11 protein-coding genes and 1 pseudogene are annotated in these 13,723 nt (G+C 72.8%); 7 read left to right on the top strand and 5 right to left on the bottom strand.

The window, feature by feature from the left end:
• Nucleotides 1-19 precede the first annotated feature (19 nt).
• Complete coding sequence (locus tag QT196_RS09325) at nt 20-811, top strand: hypothetical protein (RefSeq protein ID WP_266739006.1); 792 nt, start codon at nt 20-22, stop codon at nt 809-811.
• Nucleotides 812-937: 126 nt separating this feature from the next.
• Here QT196_RS09325 and QT196_RS09320 read toward each other — a convergent pair.
• Together QT196_RS09320 and QT196_RS09315 are read right to left on the bottom strand one after the other, a co-directional pair.
• Nucleotides 938-2,064: pseudogene (locus tag QT196_RS09320) on the bottom strand (DUF6596 domain-containing protein).
• Nucleotides 2,065-2,069: 5 nt separating this feature from the next.
• Nucleotides 2,070-2,489, bottom strand: coding sequence for a YciI family protein (locus QT196_RS09315; RefSeq protein WP_168483648.1), 420 nt, complete (start codon nt 2,487-2,489; stop codon nt 2,070-2,072).
• Nucleotides 2,490-3,036: 547 nt separating this feature from the next.
• Between QT196_RS09315 and QT196_RS09310 the strand changes: the two genes are divergently transcribed.
• Complete coding sequence (locus tag QT196_RS09310; RefSeq protein WP_168478453.1) at nt 3,037-4,200, top strand: glycosyltransferase family 4 protein; 1,164 nt, start codon at nt 3,037-3,039, stop codon at nt 4,198-4,200.
• 210 nt (nt 4,201-4,410) lie between these two features.
• Nucleotides 4,411-4,647 carry a hypothetical protein gene (locus tag QT196_RS09305; protein WP_248001077.1) on the top strand — a complete coding sequence of 79 codons (237 nt, stop codon included), beginning with the start codon at nt 4,411-4,413 and terminating at the stop codon, nt 4,645-4,647.
• 25 nt (nt 4,648-4,672) lie between these two features.
• Here the strand turns inward: QT196_RS09305 and QT196_RS09300 are convergent, their stop codons facing one another.
• Both QT196_RS09300 and QT196_RS09295 read right to left on the bottom strand, forming a co-directional pair.
• Nucleotides 4,673-6,304, bottom strand: a complete 1,632-nt coding sequence (locus QT196_RS09300; protein WP_168478452.1) for a PucR family transcriptional regulator ligand-binding domain-containing protein — start codon at nt 6,302-6,304, stop codon at nt 4,673-4,675.
• 103 nt (nt 6,305-6,407) lie between these two features.
• Nucleotides 6,408-7,460: a LacI family DNA-binding transcriptional regulator gene (locus QT196_RS09295; RefSeq protein WP_266739007.1), complete on the bottom strand. Its 1,053-nt coding sequence runs from the start codon at nt 7,458-7,460 to the stop codon at nt 6,408-6,410.
• Between the two features lie 142 nt (nt 7,461-7,602).
• On the opposite strand from QT196_RS09295, the gene QT196_RS09290 reads away from it, so the two are divergent.
• Together QT196_RS09290 and QT196_RS09285 are read left to right on the top strand one after the other, a co-directional pair.
• Nucleotides 7,603-7,725 carry a hypothetical protein gene (locus tag QT196_RS09290; protein ID WP_266739008.1) on the top strand — a complete coding sequence of 41 codons (123 nt, stop codon included), beginning with the start codon at nt 7,603-7,605 and terminating at the stop codon, nt 7,723-7,725.
• Entirely contained in the window at nt 7,722-8,945 is a 1,224-nt protein-coding gene (locus tag QT196_RS09285; RefSeq protein WP_168478450.1) for a beta-1,3-glucanase family protein, read from the top strand. The genes QT196_RS09290 and QT196_RS09285 overlap by 4 nt, the downstream gene beginning before the upstream one ends.
• Before the next feature lie 72 nt (nt 8,946-9,017).
• On the opposite strand, the gene QT196_RS09280 is transcribed toward QT196_RS09285, so the two are convergent.
• Nucleotides 9,018-10,829 (bottom strand): glycoside hydrolase family 15 protein, encoded by a 1,812-nt coding sequence (locus QT196_RS09280; protein WP_168483647.1) that lies wholly within the window; start codon nt 10,827-10,829, stop codon nt 9,018-9,020.
• Nucleotides 10,830-11,243: 414 nt separating this feature from the next.
• Here QT196_RS09280 and QT196_RS09275 point away from each other — a divergent pair, with 414 nt between their 5' ends.
• Nucleotides 11,244-12,899 carry a CTP synthase gene (locus QT196_RS09275; RefSeq protein WP_168478449.1) on the top strand — a complete coding sequence of 552 codons (1,656 nt, stop codon included), beginning with the start codon at nt 11,244-11,246 and terminating at the stop codon, nt 12,897-12,899.
• A 95-nt stretch (nt 12,900-12,994) separates the two neighbouring features.
• Nucleotides 12,995-13,621, top strand: a complete 627-nt coding sequence (locus tag QT196_RS09270; RefSeq protein ID WP_168478448.1) for an NUDIX hydrolase — start codon at nt 12,995-12,997, stop codon at nt 13,619-13,621.
• The last annotated feature ends 102 nt before the right edge of the window (nt 13,622-13,723 follow it).

The following is a 13,723-nucleotide window of genomic DNA, read 5'->3' as shown; positions in this document are numbered from 1 at the left end:
GCCGGGTGAGGGGCGGGACATGGCGGCGGTGGCAGGCGGCAGGGTGTCGGGGCGGATCTCGGCGCTCCTGGGGGCGGCCGGGGCGACCCGGGCCGTGTACACGGCGCTCAGGAAGCGCCCGCCGGGCGGTGCCGTCCTGTGGGAGCGGAAGAACTACGCCGGCCGCACCGTGAACCTGCATGCGGGTCTCGCCACGGCCACCGGTACCGCCCTCGCCGCCGTCACCGCACCGGGTCTGCCCGCCCGTACCCGGGCCGCCGGGGCGCTGGCTGTACTGGCCGCCGGGGGCTGCGGCGCGTACGACGACGTGTTCGGCGCCGGTGATCCACGCCGCGGATTCCGGGCCCACCTCTCGGCGCTCCGGCAGAAAGAGGTCACCAGCGGGGCGGTGAAGCTGTTCGGGATCGGCGCCGCCGGGCTCGCGGCCGGCGCCCTCCTCAAGGAGCGGCCGGCCGACAAAGTGCTGGCAGGCGTGGTGATCGCGGGCTCGGCGCATCTGGTGAACCTGCTGGACGTCCGGCCGGGCCGGGCGGTCGGCGCCGTACTGGCCATCGGCGCACCCGGGCTGCTGCGCCGCGGCCCGGCGGGCGCACTGTCCGCCGCGCCCATGGGGGCCGCGGCCGCCGTCCTCGGCGACGACGTCGGGGAGCGCACGATGATCGGGGACGCCGGGGCGCACGCCCTCGGCGCGGCGCTCGGCCTCGCCATCGTCACGGGCAACGGCCGCCGTGGTCTGGCCGCTCACGCCGCCGGGCTGATCGCCGCCGCGGCCGCGGGGGACCGCGTCAGCCGGGCAGCGGCAACGCTCTGAGCCGGTAGCCGCTAGCCGGTTGAAGGCCCGCCGAGTCGCTGCCCCTCCGGGGAAGCACCCCGCGAGGGAGCACCGCCCGTCCGGTTCGGGATTCCGAGCGCCCGGCTCAACACCGGGCGGGGCCCGTCACCGCCCCCGCCCGGTGTTGAGCCGGGCGGCCTGGCGCGTCAGGTAGTCGCGCTCGGCGAGGTTGGGTGCCTTCCGGGCCGCCTCGGCGTACAGCCGGGCCGCCGTCGTCAGGTCGCCGTCGCGTTCGTGGAGGTACGCGGCCACCGCGGTGTGGCGGGGCAGGGAGTCGTTCAGCGCCGCGAGTGCCGCCAGCCCGGCGCGCGGTCCGTCGGCCTCACCGACGGCCACCGCGCGGTTGAGCCGGACGACCGGGCTGTCGGTCAGGCGCGCGAGCTCGTCGTACCACTCGACGATCTGCACCCAGTCCGTCTCCTCGGCGGTGGGCGCGTCGGCGTGGAGTGCCGCGATGGCGGCCTGGGCCTGGAACTCGCCCAGTCGGTCGCGGGCGAGGGCCGCCTGAAGGATCTCGACGCCCTCCGCGATCGACGCGGTGTCCCACCGGCTCCGGTCCTGCTCGGCGAGCGGCACCAGGCTGCCGTCGGCCGCGGTCCGGGTGGCGCGCCGGGCGTCGTGGAGCAGCATGAGGGCGAGCAGCCCTGCCACCTCGGGGTGGTCGATCGTGGCCGCGAGCTGCCGGGTGAGCCGGATGGCCTCGGCGGCGAGGTCGACGTCGCCGGAGTAGCCCTCGTTGAAGACCAGGTAGAGGACGCGCAGCACGGTGGCGACGTCGCCGGGCCGGTCGAACTGCACGCCCGAGACGGTGCGCTTGGCACGGCTGATGCGCTGCGCCATGGTCGCCTCGGGCACCAGGTAGGCCTGGGCGATCTGGCGCGTGGTGAGCCCGCCGACGGCGCGCAGGGTGAGCGCCACCGCGGACGACGGCGTCAGCGACGGGTGGGCGCACAGGAAGTAGAGCTGGAGTGTGTCGTCCACGGCGGGCGCGGGGCCTGGCGCGGGCTCCTCGTCGACGAGGTCCTCACGCCGGCGGCGGGCGGCGTCCGCGCGGGTCGCGTCGAGGAACCGGCGCCAGGCCACGGATCGCGCGGCTGGTCGGCCGGCCAGACGCGGACTGCCTCGATCAGCGCGTCCTGCACGGCGTCCTCGGCCGCCGCGAAGTCGGCTCCGCGGCGGACGAGGATGCCGAGCACGCCCGGCGTGAGGCTCCTGATCAGGGCCTCGTTCATCTGCGTCACTTGAAAGTGCACTCCGTGATGCTGGGCTCGGCGGCCAGGAACGGGCGCACTTCGAGCCACTCGTGGATCGGCTTCCCGCCCGCCCCCGGGGCGGCCGACAGTTCCCCGGCCAGTTCGACGGCGCGCTCGTGGCTGTCGACGTCGATCACCATCCAGCCGGCGATGAGGTCCTTGGTCTCGGCGAAGGGACCGTCGGTGACCGGCGGGCGCCCCTCGCCGTCGTACCGCACCCACGACCCCTCGGGGGCGAGCGCCTGGCCATCGACGAACTCGCCGCTCTTCTCCAGTCGGGCCGCGAAGTCGTTCATGTACTGCACGTGCGCCGAGATCTCCTCCGGCGTCCACTGATCCATGGGCACGTCGTTGACCGCGGCGGGAGCGCCTCGGTAGTGCTTGAGCAGCAGGTACTTGGCCATGGTGTTCTCCTCGGTGCTGGTGCGGCCCATTGTGGTCGCCTTCACCCCGGGGACGGAGCCGGTCACGGGTTCTCGACATCGCCGTCCGAAGTTTTTGGCCCGGGTAGCGGAACCTGGGTGAGCCGCCTTGTGAGGTTGGGGTTCACGGGGCGGCGCGAGGGCGAGAAGGCGGGAGGCCATCCCATTCCTTATTCGGCCAAACACCGGCCGCGCTTCGAGTGACGGCGCACGCGCCCTGTGGTGCGGCGCGAGGCGCACTCCGGGGAGTGGGTTCACCCTCAGGAGCCATTAACCCGCGCGGGCGGTTTGTCGCCCATGTGGGTGATCTGGTGGGTGCTGGGGTGAGACTTCCCACCGGAACGGCGGCCGGACGGTGCCGATTTGACCCCGCCGGGCTGGCATCCTGGGCGCGGTGCGCAGTCCCGGGCCCGCTTGCCGCATCCTGGCCCGTCGCCGGGCAGGCAGGTGGCCGCCGGCCGCGCACCGCAGCTCAGCGGACCGACCCGCCGGTACGGCCCGCCCGCCCCCGATCCAGGAGACCCACCACGTGATCAGCACCCCGACCTCCGCGCACGGGCTGTCGCCGCTGCGCACGGTCCAGGTGCTCGGGCACGGCAGCGCCGGCAGCGCGGCACATGTCCGCTCGCTGGCCGAAGGGCTGGTCGCACGCGGGGTCCGGGTGTCCGTCTGTGCCACGCCGGAAACCGAGGAGGCCTACGACTTCACCGGGGCGGGCGCGCGGTTCGTGCAGGTCCCGCCGCGGATGGATCCGGCGAGCGTGGCCGTACTGCGCAGCGCCTGCTGGGACGCCGACCTCGTCCATGCGCACGGCCTGCGGGCCGGGCTGCGGGCCTCGATGGCGTTGCGCGGACTGCGCGGCCCACGGGGCGGGCGCCGGGTCCCCCTGGTCATCACCTGGCACACCAAGGCGCACACCGAGGGTGCGCGAGCCGGGGTGGTGCACCTGATGGAGCGGCGGGTGGCACGGGCGGCCGCCGTGGTTCTGGGAGCTTGTTCCGATCTCGTGGACCGGGCGCGTGAGCGGGGCGCCCGTGATGCGCGGCTTGCGCCGGTCGCGATTCCGCGCCCCCGGTCCGGCGGTACACCGGACGAGATCGAGGAGCACGACCGGACGCGTCACAAGGAACGGGCCGAACTGGGCGCGGTGGACCGTCCGTTGCTGCTCGCGGTGGGCCGTCTCGATCCCAGCCAGGGCCATGACCTGCTGCTGGACGCGGCGCACGCCTGGTGCGCGCTCGACCCGCAGCCGCTGGTCGCGATCGCGGGGGAGGGCGATCAGCGGAGCGCGCTTCAGCGGCGGATCGACAGCGAGCAGCTGCCCGTCCAGCTGCTCGGGCGCCGTGACGACGTGCCCGAACTCCTCGCCGCCGCCGACCTGGTGGTGCTGCCCAGCCGGTGGGAGGCGCGTTCGCTGATCGCCCAGGAGGCGCTGCGCGCCGGGGTGCCACTGGTCGCCACCGACACCGGAGGCACCCGCGAACTGGTCGGCCCGGCCGCCGAGCTGGTCCGTTACGGGGATGCCGCGGCCCTGGCCCGTACCGTTCTCGCGCTGCTCGCCGACCCCGCCCGGCGGGACGCGCTCGCCGAGGCGGGCCGTGCCCAGGCGGCCGGCTGGCCCAGCGAGAACGACACCGTCACCCAGGTCCTCAGCGTCTACGACGAGCTGACCCAGCCGATTCAACCGGTCTAGCCGATTCAGCAGCGGATTCAGCCGACGGCCGGGCCGGCCAAGAGGCGGCCGAGCCGACCACGCCCGGGGCGACGCCCCCGCCCGCCCCGCCCCAGACCCCTTCGACGCCCCGGCACCGGACGCCCGAGCCGCCGCGCCCCTCGCGCCCCCGCGCGCCTTCCGGCAAGGGCTGCTGAGCTGTGGCTGAACCCCAAGGTCGGGATCTTCTTCGTGGCCGTCGTGCCGCAGTTCCTCCCCGAGGGACACTCGGTGCTGGGGACGACGCTGCTGCTCGGGGTCGTCGACGCGGTGATCGCCGCGGGCTGGCTGCTGCTGGTCGTGGTCTGCGCGGGCCGGCTGCTGCGCCGTCTGCGGCGGCCCCGGGTGCACCGCAATCTGGAGCGCACCACGGGCGGGGTGCTGATCGCGCTCGGTATGGGGACGGCGGCCGAGACGGTCGCGGGGTAACGCGCCGCCCGTTGGCCGCCGCCCGTTACGGCTTGTCCGTGTGGCGCCGGGCGCGCAGCGCCAGCCGCAGGCCCAGGACGGTCTGCGGATCGTCCAGGTCCGTGCCGAGCAGCTGCGCGATACGGGCCAGCCGGTCGTACAGCGTCTGCCGGTTCACATTCAGATCGCGGGCGGTCTCGGCCTTGCGGCCCGCGCTGGCCAGATAGGCCTCCAGCGTCGGCAGCAGCGGCTGACGGGCGGCGCGGTCGTGGGCCAGCAGTGGCCCGATGGCGCGCTCCACGAAGTCGGTGAGCACACCCTGCTCGCCGTGTTCGCGCATCCGCCACAACAGCAGCTCGATGTCCAGCCGGCGGGCGTCGTACCAGGGCTGTTCCGGCAGGCCCTGGGCCGCGGCCGCCGCCTCCGCCGCGTGCTGGAGGCCGGGGCCCGCCGCCGCCCAGTCACCGGGCGTCCCGACGACGACCACCGGGCGGTGCGCGGCCGGCCGGTCCAGGCCCGCGCGGACCACCCCGGCGCGCAGGGCCTCGGCGATCCGGCCGGCCAGCGCGTCCCGGTCCTGGCCCGCGCGCAGCGCCACCAGTATCGGTACCCGGCCCTCCACGGGGCGGACGCCGAGAAGTACGGGTACCCCGGGGGCTGCGAGTTCCTCGCGCAGGGCCTGGGCGAGCAGCGCCCAGCTGCCGGGGGACGGCAGCCCCGCCGGCAGCCGCATCACCACCGGGAACACCGGCTCGGGGCCGGGGCGGAAGCCGAGCAGGCGGGCCTGTGCGGGCGCCTCGGCCGCGGAGATCCGGCCCTCCGAGAGGTCGGCCAGGAAGTCGCCGCGCCCCCGGGCGGCGAGCACCTCTTCCTGGCGGGACTGGAGCATGACGACGGCGAGCAGATCGGCGGCGCGTTCGGCGGCGATCCGGTGCACCGGCGCCAAGGGGGCGTTGACGGGCAGCAGGACGAGACGGGCACGGACCGCGTCGGGGCCGTGGCCGCCGCCGGGCACATCGACCCGCAGACCGGTCTCGCGCAGGCCCTCCCAGGCCAGCAGCGGGTCGGCCTCCGCGGGACCGTCGTCCTCGCTGTCCGGGCCCGCCGCGTAGAGCGGGCTGCCGTCGGGGGCCTCCAGGCAGAGCGGGTTGCCGGTGAAGACGGCCAGCAGCCGGAGCACCTCGGGGACGCCGCCGCCGCGCAGCAGCACGTCCGTGCAGCGCCGCAGGATCTCGTCGGCACGCCGCAGCAGCGCGTAGTGGCTGTTGATGATCTCGGTGTGGATCGCCTCGGTGACCGTGACGTACGGGACCTCGCGGTGCAGCTGGATCAGCGGCAGCCCGCAGTCCCGGGCGGCGTCGACCAGCGCGACGGGCAGGGAGGCGAACCGGGAGCCCAGCTCCACGACGAGCGCGGCGATCTCGCGGTCCGCGAGCTTGCGGATGAAGGCGCGCTGCTCGGACGGCCGGGCCCCCAGGCCCAGGCCGGTGGTCAGCAGCAGCTCGCCGCCCTTGAGCAGCGAGGCGATATGCGGGACCTCGCCCGCGTGCACCCAGCGGACCGCGCGGTCCAGCCGGTCCCCGCCGGCCAGCACCTCCGGCAGACCGCGCCGCAGCGCGGGCAGCTCCAGCGCCCTGCGTACCGTGACCTCGGCTTCGATCTTCGCTTCCTGCCCCATGGCGAGGACGGTACCCGTAGTCCGCTATCCGGAGCTTCGCGGTCCGGATCACCGTGCCGTAGGGCGCCGGGAGGGGGCGCGTGCCTCCCGGCGCCTCCGCCCGTCACCCCGATTCCCGCACCACCAGCCGCGCCTCCGTGATCACCGGGGCGAGCTCCACCGCGTCCGCCTCCGCCGCCCTGCCCGGATCCAGCAGTCGCAGCAGCAGCCGGACCATCAGCCGCCCCATCTCCTCCACGTCCTGCCGCACCGTGGTCAGCGGCGGATCGGCCCAGGCCGCCGGTTCCAGATCGTCGAAGCCGACCACCGCCACGTCGTCCGGAACCCGTCGCCCGCGTGCCCGCAGGGTGCGCAGCGCCCCGTTCGCCATCAGGTCGGAGCAGACGAAGACGGCGTCCAGGTCCGGTGCGGCGTCCAGGAGTTCGGCCATCGCCCGCTCGCCGCCGGCGGCCGTGAACCCGCCGTCCGCGATCAGCCGAGGGTCCGGCTCGGCCGTGCCCAGCGCCTCGCGGTAGCCGTCGAGACGGTCCACCGCGGAGGTCTGGTCGAGCGGCCCGGTGATCACCGCGATCCGGCGGCGGCCGCGGCCGAGGAGATGGCGTACGGCCTGCCGGGCGCCCCCGCGGTTGTCGGTGTCGACATACAGCGGGCGCGGCACCCCGTCGGCGCTCGCCCAGCCGGGCCGGCCGCCGTAGACGGTGGGCAGTCCGGCGCGCTCGGCCATGGCGGGCAGCGGGTCGTCACGGTGCAGCGAGAACATCAGCGCGCCGTCGACATGCCCGGCCGCCAGATACCGGCCGATCCGGTCGTAGTCGTCGCGGTGCTCGACGAGCATCAACAACAGCTGGGTGTCGGCGGCGGCCAGTTCCCGGCTGATGCCGCGCAGTTGGCGCCCGAAGAACGGATCGCTGAAGACCCGGGCCTCCGGCTCCGCGATGACCACGGCGACCGCGCCGGTGCGGCGGGTGACCAGGGAGCGGGCCGCGCTGTTCGGTACGTAGCCCAGCTCGGTGACCGCCTGGCGCACCCGTTCCTGGACCGCGGCCCGGACCCCCGCACCGCCGTTGACCACACGGGACACCGTGGCGCGGGAGACCCCGGCTCGGGCCGCGACCGCCTCCAGCGTCGGCCGCGGACCGTTCGGCTCGGACACCATTCAACTCCTTTTTCTACGCGATGACTTGACGGTCTGCCAGGGAATCGGCAGGGTGCACAGCGCACGATATGAGAGCGCTCTCAGTCCGGGTACCCCCCCCGGAACTCCTCACGACCCCCCACCGTGCCGAGGAGAGAATGTCATGAGCATGAGAGTCGGACCCGGATGCCGGACGGTCGCCGTCCCGCAGCCCGCCGGGGCCGGTACCAGCCGGAACGTCACCCCCACCGATCGGCACACCGCCCCGCAAGGAGCCATCTCGTGATCACTCGCCGCAGTCTGCTCGGCGGTCTCGCCGCCGGCGCCGCCGCCTCCGGAATCGCCCTGGCCGGCCGTGCGAACGGCGCGCCCGCCCCCTCCGCCGCACCCCGCGGGCCCGCCCGGTCCGCCGCCGGAATGCCCCTGCACCTCGTCAACAACTCCGGCTCCTACGCCAACTCCTCGGTCTGGATCTACGTCGTCGGCAATGACGGCACCCAGCAGGTGCACGTCACCCCGGACGGCGAGCTCAAGCCCGTGGCACTGGCCGACAACGGGCCGGACGGCTTCACCGACTACGCCATACCGCTCGCGGCGAGCGGCACCACGACCCTCCAGCTGCCCCGGATGTCCGGCCGGATCTACACCGCGCTGGGCGGCAAGCTGAAGTTCAAGGCGGTCGAGGACGGCAACGGCAAGGCCGCGCTCGCCTACCCGGCGGGCTGGGTCGCCGGCGACCCCAACTACGACGTGCTGCACGACTGCGCCGAGTTCACCTACAACTCCGGCGGGATGTACTGCAACACCACCATGGTCGACATGTTCAGCGTGCCGCTCGCGATCCGGCTCACCGGGGCCAAGGACCAGACCACGGGCACGCTCAAGGACGGCGCCCGCGCCAAGATCTTCGCCGACGTCCGGGCCGCCGACGGCTTCGACCGGCTGGTCATCGGCGACCGCCGGGTGATCGCCCCCGGCCACGGTCTGGACAGCGGACTGTTCGCCCCCGACTACTTCGCCCCCGCCATCGACGAGGCCTGGTCCGCCTACGCGGCCAAGGACCTGTCCGTCACCACGAACGCGGGCACCTTCACCGGCCGGGTCCGCGACGGCAAGCTCGTCTTCACCGTCCCCCAAGGACTGAAGGGTCCGCGCGGTGGGGCCGCCCCCACCGGCACGGTCTCCTTCGACAAGCCGTCCACCCGCGATGTCCTCTTCTGCGACGGCACCCTCGCCGCCCCCAACGACGGCACCCGCGGCCCGATCGCGGCCATCCTGGGCGCCGCCCTCAACCGCTCCGCCCTCACCGCGCACGCCGCCCAGCCCACCACCGACCCGGCCACCTTCTACGGCGAGCGGCTGACCCACCACTACGCCAAGGCCATGCACGCCGCGACCCGGGACGGCAGGGCCTACGGCTTCGCCTTCGACGACGTCGCCGGCTTCGCCTCCTACATCGAGGACCCCGCCCCGAAGGAGATCACCCTCACCCTGACCCCCTTCTGACACACACGTGGTGCCGCCCGAAATCCGAGCGGCACCACAGAACTCCGGGCGGTTGGCGCCCCGAAGGGGGCGCTAACCGCCGTAAGCCCCACTGGCCGTCAGCCGCAGCGCGGTGTCGATCAGCGGAACATGGCTGAATGCCTGCGGGAAGTTGCCCACCTGCCGCTGGGCCTTGGGGTCCCACTCCTCCGCGAGCAGGCCCAGGTCGTTGCGGAGCGAGAGCAGCTTCTCGAAGAGCTTGCGGGCCTCGTCGACCCGGCCGATCATCGCGAGGTCGTCGGCGAGCCAGAACGAGCAGGCCAGGAAGGCACCTTCCTCACCCTCCAGACCGTCCACCCCGAGATCATGCGCACCCGACGTCGGGTAGCGCAGCACGAAGCCGTCCTCGGTGGACAGTTCCCGCTGGATCGCCTCGATCGTGCCGATGACGCGCTTGTCGTCCGGCGGCAGAAAGCCCATCTGTGGGATCAGCAGCAGCGAGGCGTCCAGCTCCTGCGAGCCGTAGGACTGGGTGAAGGTGTTGCGCTCCTTGTCGTAACCCTTCTCGCAGACGTCCCGGTGGATCGTCTCGCGCAGGTCCTTCCAGCGCTCCAGCGGGCCGTCGACGTCCCCGGACTCGATCAGCTTGACCGTGCGGTCGACCGCGACCCAGGTCATGACCTTGGAGTGGACGAAGTGCCGGCGCGGGCCGCGGACCTCCCAGATGCCCTCGTCCGGCTCGTCCCAGTGCTTCTCCACCCACTGGATCAGCTTGAGCTGCAGCAGCGAGGCGTAGTCGTTACGGGCCAGCCCCGTCATGTGCGCCAGGTGCAGCGCCTCGGTGACCTCGCCGTAGACATCGAGCTGGAGCTGTCCCGCGGCGCCGTTGCCGACCCGTACGGGACGGGAGTTCTCGTAGCCGGGAAGCCAGGTGAGCTCGTTCTCGCCCAACTCCCGTTCGCCCGCGATGCCGTACATGATCTGGAGGTTCTCCGGGTCCCCGGCCACCGCCCGCAGCAGCCACTCCCGCCAGGCCCGGGCCTCTTCGCGGTAGCCGGTGCGCAGCAGGGAGGACAGGGTGATCGCCGCGTCCCGCAGCCAGGTGAAGCGGTAGTCCCAGTTACGGACCCCGCCCAGGCACTCCGGCAGCGAGGTCGTCGGCGCCGCCACGATCCCGCCGGTCGGCGCGTAGGTCAGCGCCTTCAGCGTGATCAGCGAGCGCACCACCGCGTCCCGGTAGGGGCCGTGGTACGTGCAGTGCTCGACCCACTCGCGCCAGAACTCCTCGGTGGCCTCCAGCGACCCCTCCGGGTCGGCGACGGCCGGCGGCTGCTTGTGCGAGGGCTCCCAGCTGATCGTGAACGCGATCCGCTCACCCGGCGAGACGGTGAAGTCGGAGAACGTCGTCAGGTCCTTGCCGTAGGTCTCCGCCTCGGTGTCCAGCCACACCGAATCGGGCCCGGCCACCGCCACCGTCCGGTCGTCGATCTTGTGCACCCACGGCACGACCCAGCCGTAGGAGAACCGCATCCGCAGCTCCGAACGCATCGGGACGCGCCCGCTGACGCCCTCCACGATGCGGATCAGCTGCGGCGCGCCATCACGGGGCGGCATGAAGTCGATCACGCGGACGGTGCCGCGCGGGGTGTCCCACTCCGATTCCAGGACGAGCGAATCGCCCCGGTAACGCCGGCGGTCGGCCGGTGCGGGCCGCCCCCCGGGACCGTTGACCGGTCCCAGCCGCCAGAATCCGTGCTCCTCCGTGCCCAGCAGCCCCGCAAAGACCGCCGGCGAGTCGAAGCGGGGCAGGCACAGCCAGTCCACCGTGCCGTCCCGGCACACTAGAGCGGCGGTTTGCATATCGCCGATAAGTGCGTAGTCCTCGATGCGCCCGGCCACGTGCATCTCCCGTCGAACTGGAGTCACGCCCCCCATGGGACGTATGTATTGGTCCGTCCTGCCCATGAAACGTCGCCGAGCAGCGGGACCGGAAATCGGGCGGCGGGGGTGGTGCCTTCCCGGACGGCTCGTAGCGAGTGTCCGAGCAGGATACGACGCAGGTGGGTGATCCGCGTGACGCTCGCAAGGACGGAAGTGCTCCGAACGGGTGGCCTCCGTCACGTGACACCGTCACCCCGGCCGTGACCGCGCGATCGCCCTGTGTGGCCGGACACGACCATGCCCGGTCGCTGATAGCCTGGTACCCCGTGGACCGGTGGTCACGAGAACCCCCGAACCGCAGCGACGGCACCCCTGAAAACCAGGACGGCGCCGCTTCGCACCTCTCCACCTCGCGACCACGGGAGCCCCCTCTTGGCCATGCCGCCCAAATCCACGACGACCAAGCACCTCTTCGTCACGGGGGGCGTCGCCTCCTCGCTGGGCAAGGGGCTCACCGCCTCCAGCCTGGGTGCCCTCCTCAAGGCGCGCGGCCTGCGGGTCACGATGCAGAAGCTCGACCCGTACCTGAACGTCGACCCCGGAACGATGAACCCGTTCCAGCACGGCGAGGTCTTCGTCACCAACGACGGTGCCGAGACCGACCTGGACATCGGCCACTACGAGCGCTTCCTGGACGTCGACCTCGACGGCTCCGCGAACGTCACCACCGGCCAGGTCTACAACACCGTGATCGCCAAGGAGCGGCGCGGCGAGTACCTCGGTGACACCGTGCAGGTCATCCCGCACATCACCAACGAGATCAAGCACCGCATCCGGCGGATGGCGACCGAGGACGTCGACGTCGTCATCACCGAGGTCGGCGGCACCGTCGGCGACATCGAGTCGCTGCCGTTCCTGGAGACCGTCCGCCAGGTCCGCCACGAGGTCGGCCGGGACAACGTCTTCGTCGTGCACATCTCGCTGCTGCCCTACATCGGCCCGTCCGGTGAGCTGAAGACCAAGCCGACCCAGCACTCCGTCGCCGCGCTGCGCAACATCGGTATCCAGCCCGACGCCATCGTGCTGCGCGCCGACCGCGAGGTCCCGACCGCCATCAAGCGCAAGATCTCGCTGATGTGCGACGTCGACGAGGCCGCGGTGGTCGCCGCGATCGACGCCCCGTCGATCTACGACATCCCCAAGGTCCTGCACACCGAGGGCCTGGACGCCTATGTGGTGCGCAAGCTGGACCTGCCCTTCCGGGACGTGAACTGGACCCAGTGGGAGGACCTGCTCGACCGCGTCCACAACCCCGACCACGAGGTCAAGGTCGCGCTGGTCGGCAAGTACATCGACCTGCCCGACGCCTACCTCTCGGTCACCGAGGCGCTGCGGGCCGGCGGCTTCGCCAACAAGGCCCGGGTGAAGGTGAAGTGGGTCACCTCCGACGACTGTAAGACCCCGGCCGGGGCCGCCGAGCAGCTCGGTGACTGTGACGCGGTCTGCATCCCCGGCGGCTTCGGCGACCGCGGCGTGGACGGCAAGGTCGGCGCGATCACCTACGCCCGGGAGAACAAGCTCCCGCTGCTCGGCCTGTGCCTGGGCCTCCAGTGCGTGGTCATCGAGGCGGCCCGCAACCTGGCCGGCATCCAGGGCGCGAACTCCACGGAGTTCGATCCGGCCGCGGCCGACCCGGTCATCTCCACGATGGCCGAGCAGATGGACATCGTCGCAGGTGAGGGCGATATGGGCGGCACGATGCGGCTGGGCATGTACCCCGCCAAGCTCGCCGAGGGCTCGATCGTCCGCGAGGTCTACGGCGACCAGCCCTACGTCGAGGAGCGCCACCGCCACCGCTACGAGGTCAACAACGCCTACCGCGGTGAGCTGGAGAAGAAGGCCGGGCTGCAGTTCTCCGGCACCTCCCCGGACAACAAGCTCGTCGAGTACGTCGAGTACCCGCGGGAGATCCACCCCTACCTGGTCGCCACCCAGGCCCACCCGGAGCTGCGCTCCCGCCCGACCCGTCCGCACCCGCTCTTCGCCGGGCTGGTGAAGGCCGCGGTCGCGCGCAAGACGGGCGCCGCGAAGTAGCGGACACCACGGCGGATACGGTTGCCGGGGTACGGCCTCACGCAGGTCGTGCCCCGGTTTCTGCGTTGGTACAGGCACACACAGGAGGACGCGCCATGGCGATCAAGGACACCCCCGAGGAGTGGACGGTCACCGCGACCACGACGCCGTTCACCGGAAACAAGACCAGCGTGCGCACCGACGAGGTCGTCATGCCGGACGGCTCCACCGTCACCCGCGACTACCAGGTCCACCCCGGTTCCGTGGCCGTCCTCGCGCTCGACGAGGAGGGCCGGGTGCTGGTGCTGCGCCAGTACCGCCACCCCGTACGCCAGAAGCTGTGGGAGATCCCCGCCGGGCTGCTCGACATTCCCGGGGAGAACCCGCTGCACGCCGCGCAGCGCGAGCTGTACGAGGAGGCGCACGTCAAGGCCGAGGACTGGCGGGTGCTGACCGACGTCTACACCACGCCCGGCGGCTGCGACGAGGCCGTGCGGATCTTCCTCGCCCGCGATCTGTCCGAGGCCGAGGGCGAGCGTTTCGAGGTCTCCGAGGAGGAGGCCGACATGGAGCTGGCGCGGGTGCCGCAGGACGAGCTGGTCCGTGGCGCGCTCGCCGGTGAACTGCACAACAACTGCCTCGTCGTGGGGGTGCTGGCACTCACCGCGGCCCGGGCCGGTGCGGGCCTGGACGCGCTGCGCCCGGCCGACGCGCCGTGGCCGGCCCGCCCCTTCGAGGCCTGACCGACGGTCCGTCCCCGCCGTACGACGCGCCCGTCGGATGATCCGCCGATCCGATCGGGTGACGTAACCGCCCTGCGCTGCGCGAGACGTGACGTGCCGTGA

Source organism: Streptomyces sp. P9-2B-2, assembly GCF_030406865.1.
GTDB classification, from domain to species: domain Bacteria; phylum Actinomycetota; class Actinomycetes; order Streptomycetales; family Streptomycetaceae; genus Streptomyces; species Streptomyces platensis.
Note: the sequence above shows the minus strand (reverse complement) of the source record. Positions and strands in the feature narration are given on the sequence as shown.

Excerpts from the sequence above, each read along its gene's own strand:
- QT196_RS09325 (WP_266739006.1), top strand. The coding sequence starts at position 20 with ATGGCGGCGGTGGCAGGCGGCAGGGTGTCGGGGCGGATCTCGGCGCTC.
- QT196_RS09315 (WP_168483648.1), bottom strand. The coding sequence starts at position 2,489 with ATGGCCAAGTACCTGCTGCTCAAGCACTACCGAGGCGCTCCCGCCGCG.
- QT196_RS09300 (WP_168478452.1), bottom strand. The coding sequence starts at position 6,304 with ATGGGGCAGGAAGCGAAGATCGAAGCCGAGGTCACGGTACGCAGGGCG.
- QT196_RS09295 (WP_266739007.1), bottom strand. The coding sequence starts at position 7,460 with ATGGTGTCCGAGCCGAACGGTCCGCGGCCGACGCTGGAGGCGGTCGCG.
- QT196_RS09290 (WP_266739008.1), top strand. The coding sequence starts at position 7,603 with ATGAGCATGAGAGTCGGACCCGGATGCCGGACGGTCGCCGTCCCGCAG.
- QT196_RS09280 (WP_168483647.1), bottom strand. The coding sequence starts at position 10,829 with ATGCACGTGGCCGGGCGCATCGAGGACTACGCACTTATCGGCGATATG.
- QT196_RS09275 (WP_168478449.1), top strand. The coding sequence starts at position 11,244 with ATGCCGCCCAAATCCACGACGACCAAGCACCTCTTCGTCACGGGGGGC.
- QT196_RS09270 (WP_168478448.1), top strand. The coding sequence starts at position 12,995 with ATGGCGATCAAGGACACCCCCGAGGAGTGGACGGTCACCGCGACCACG.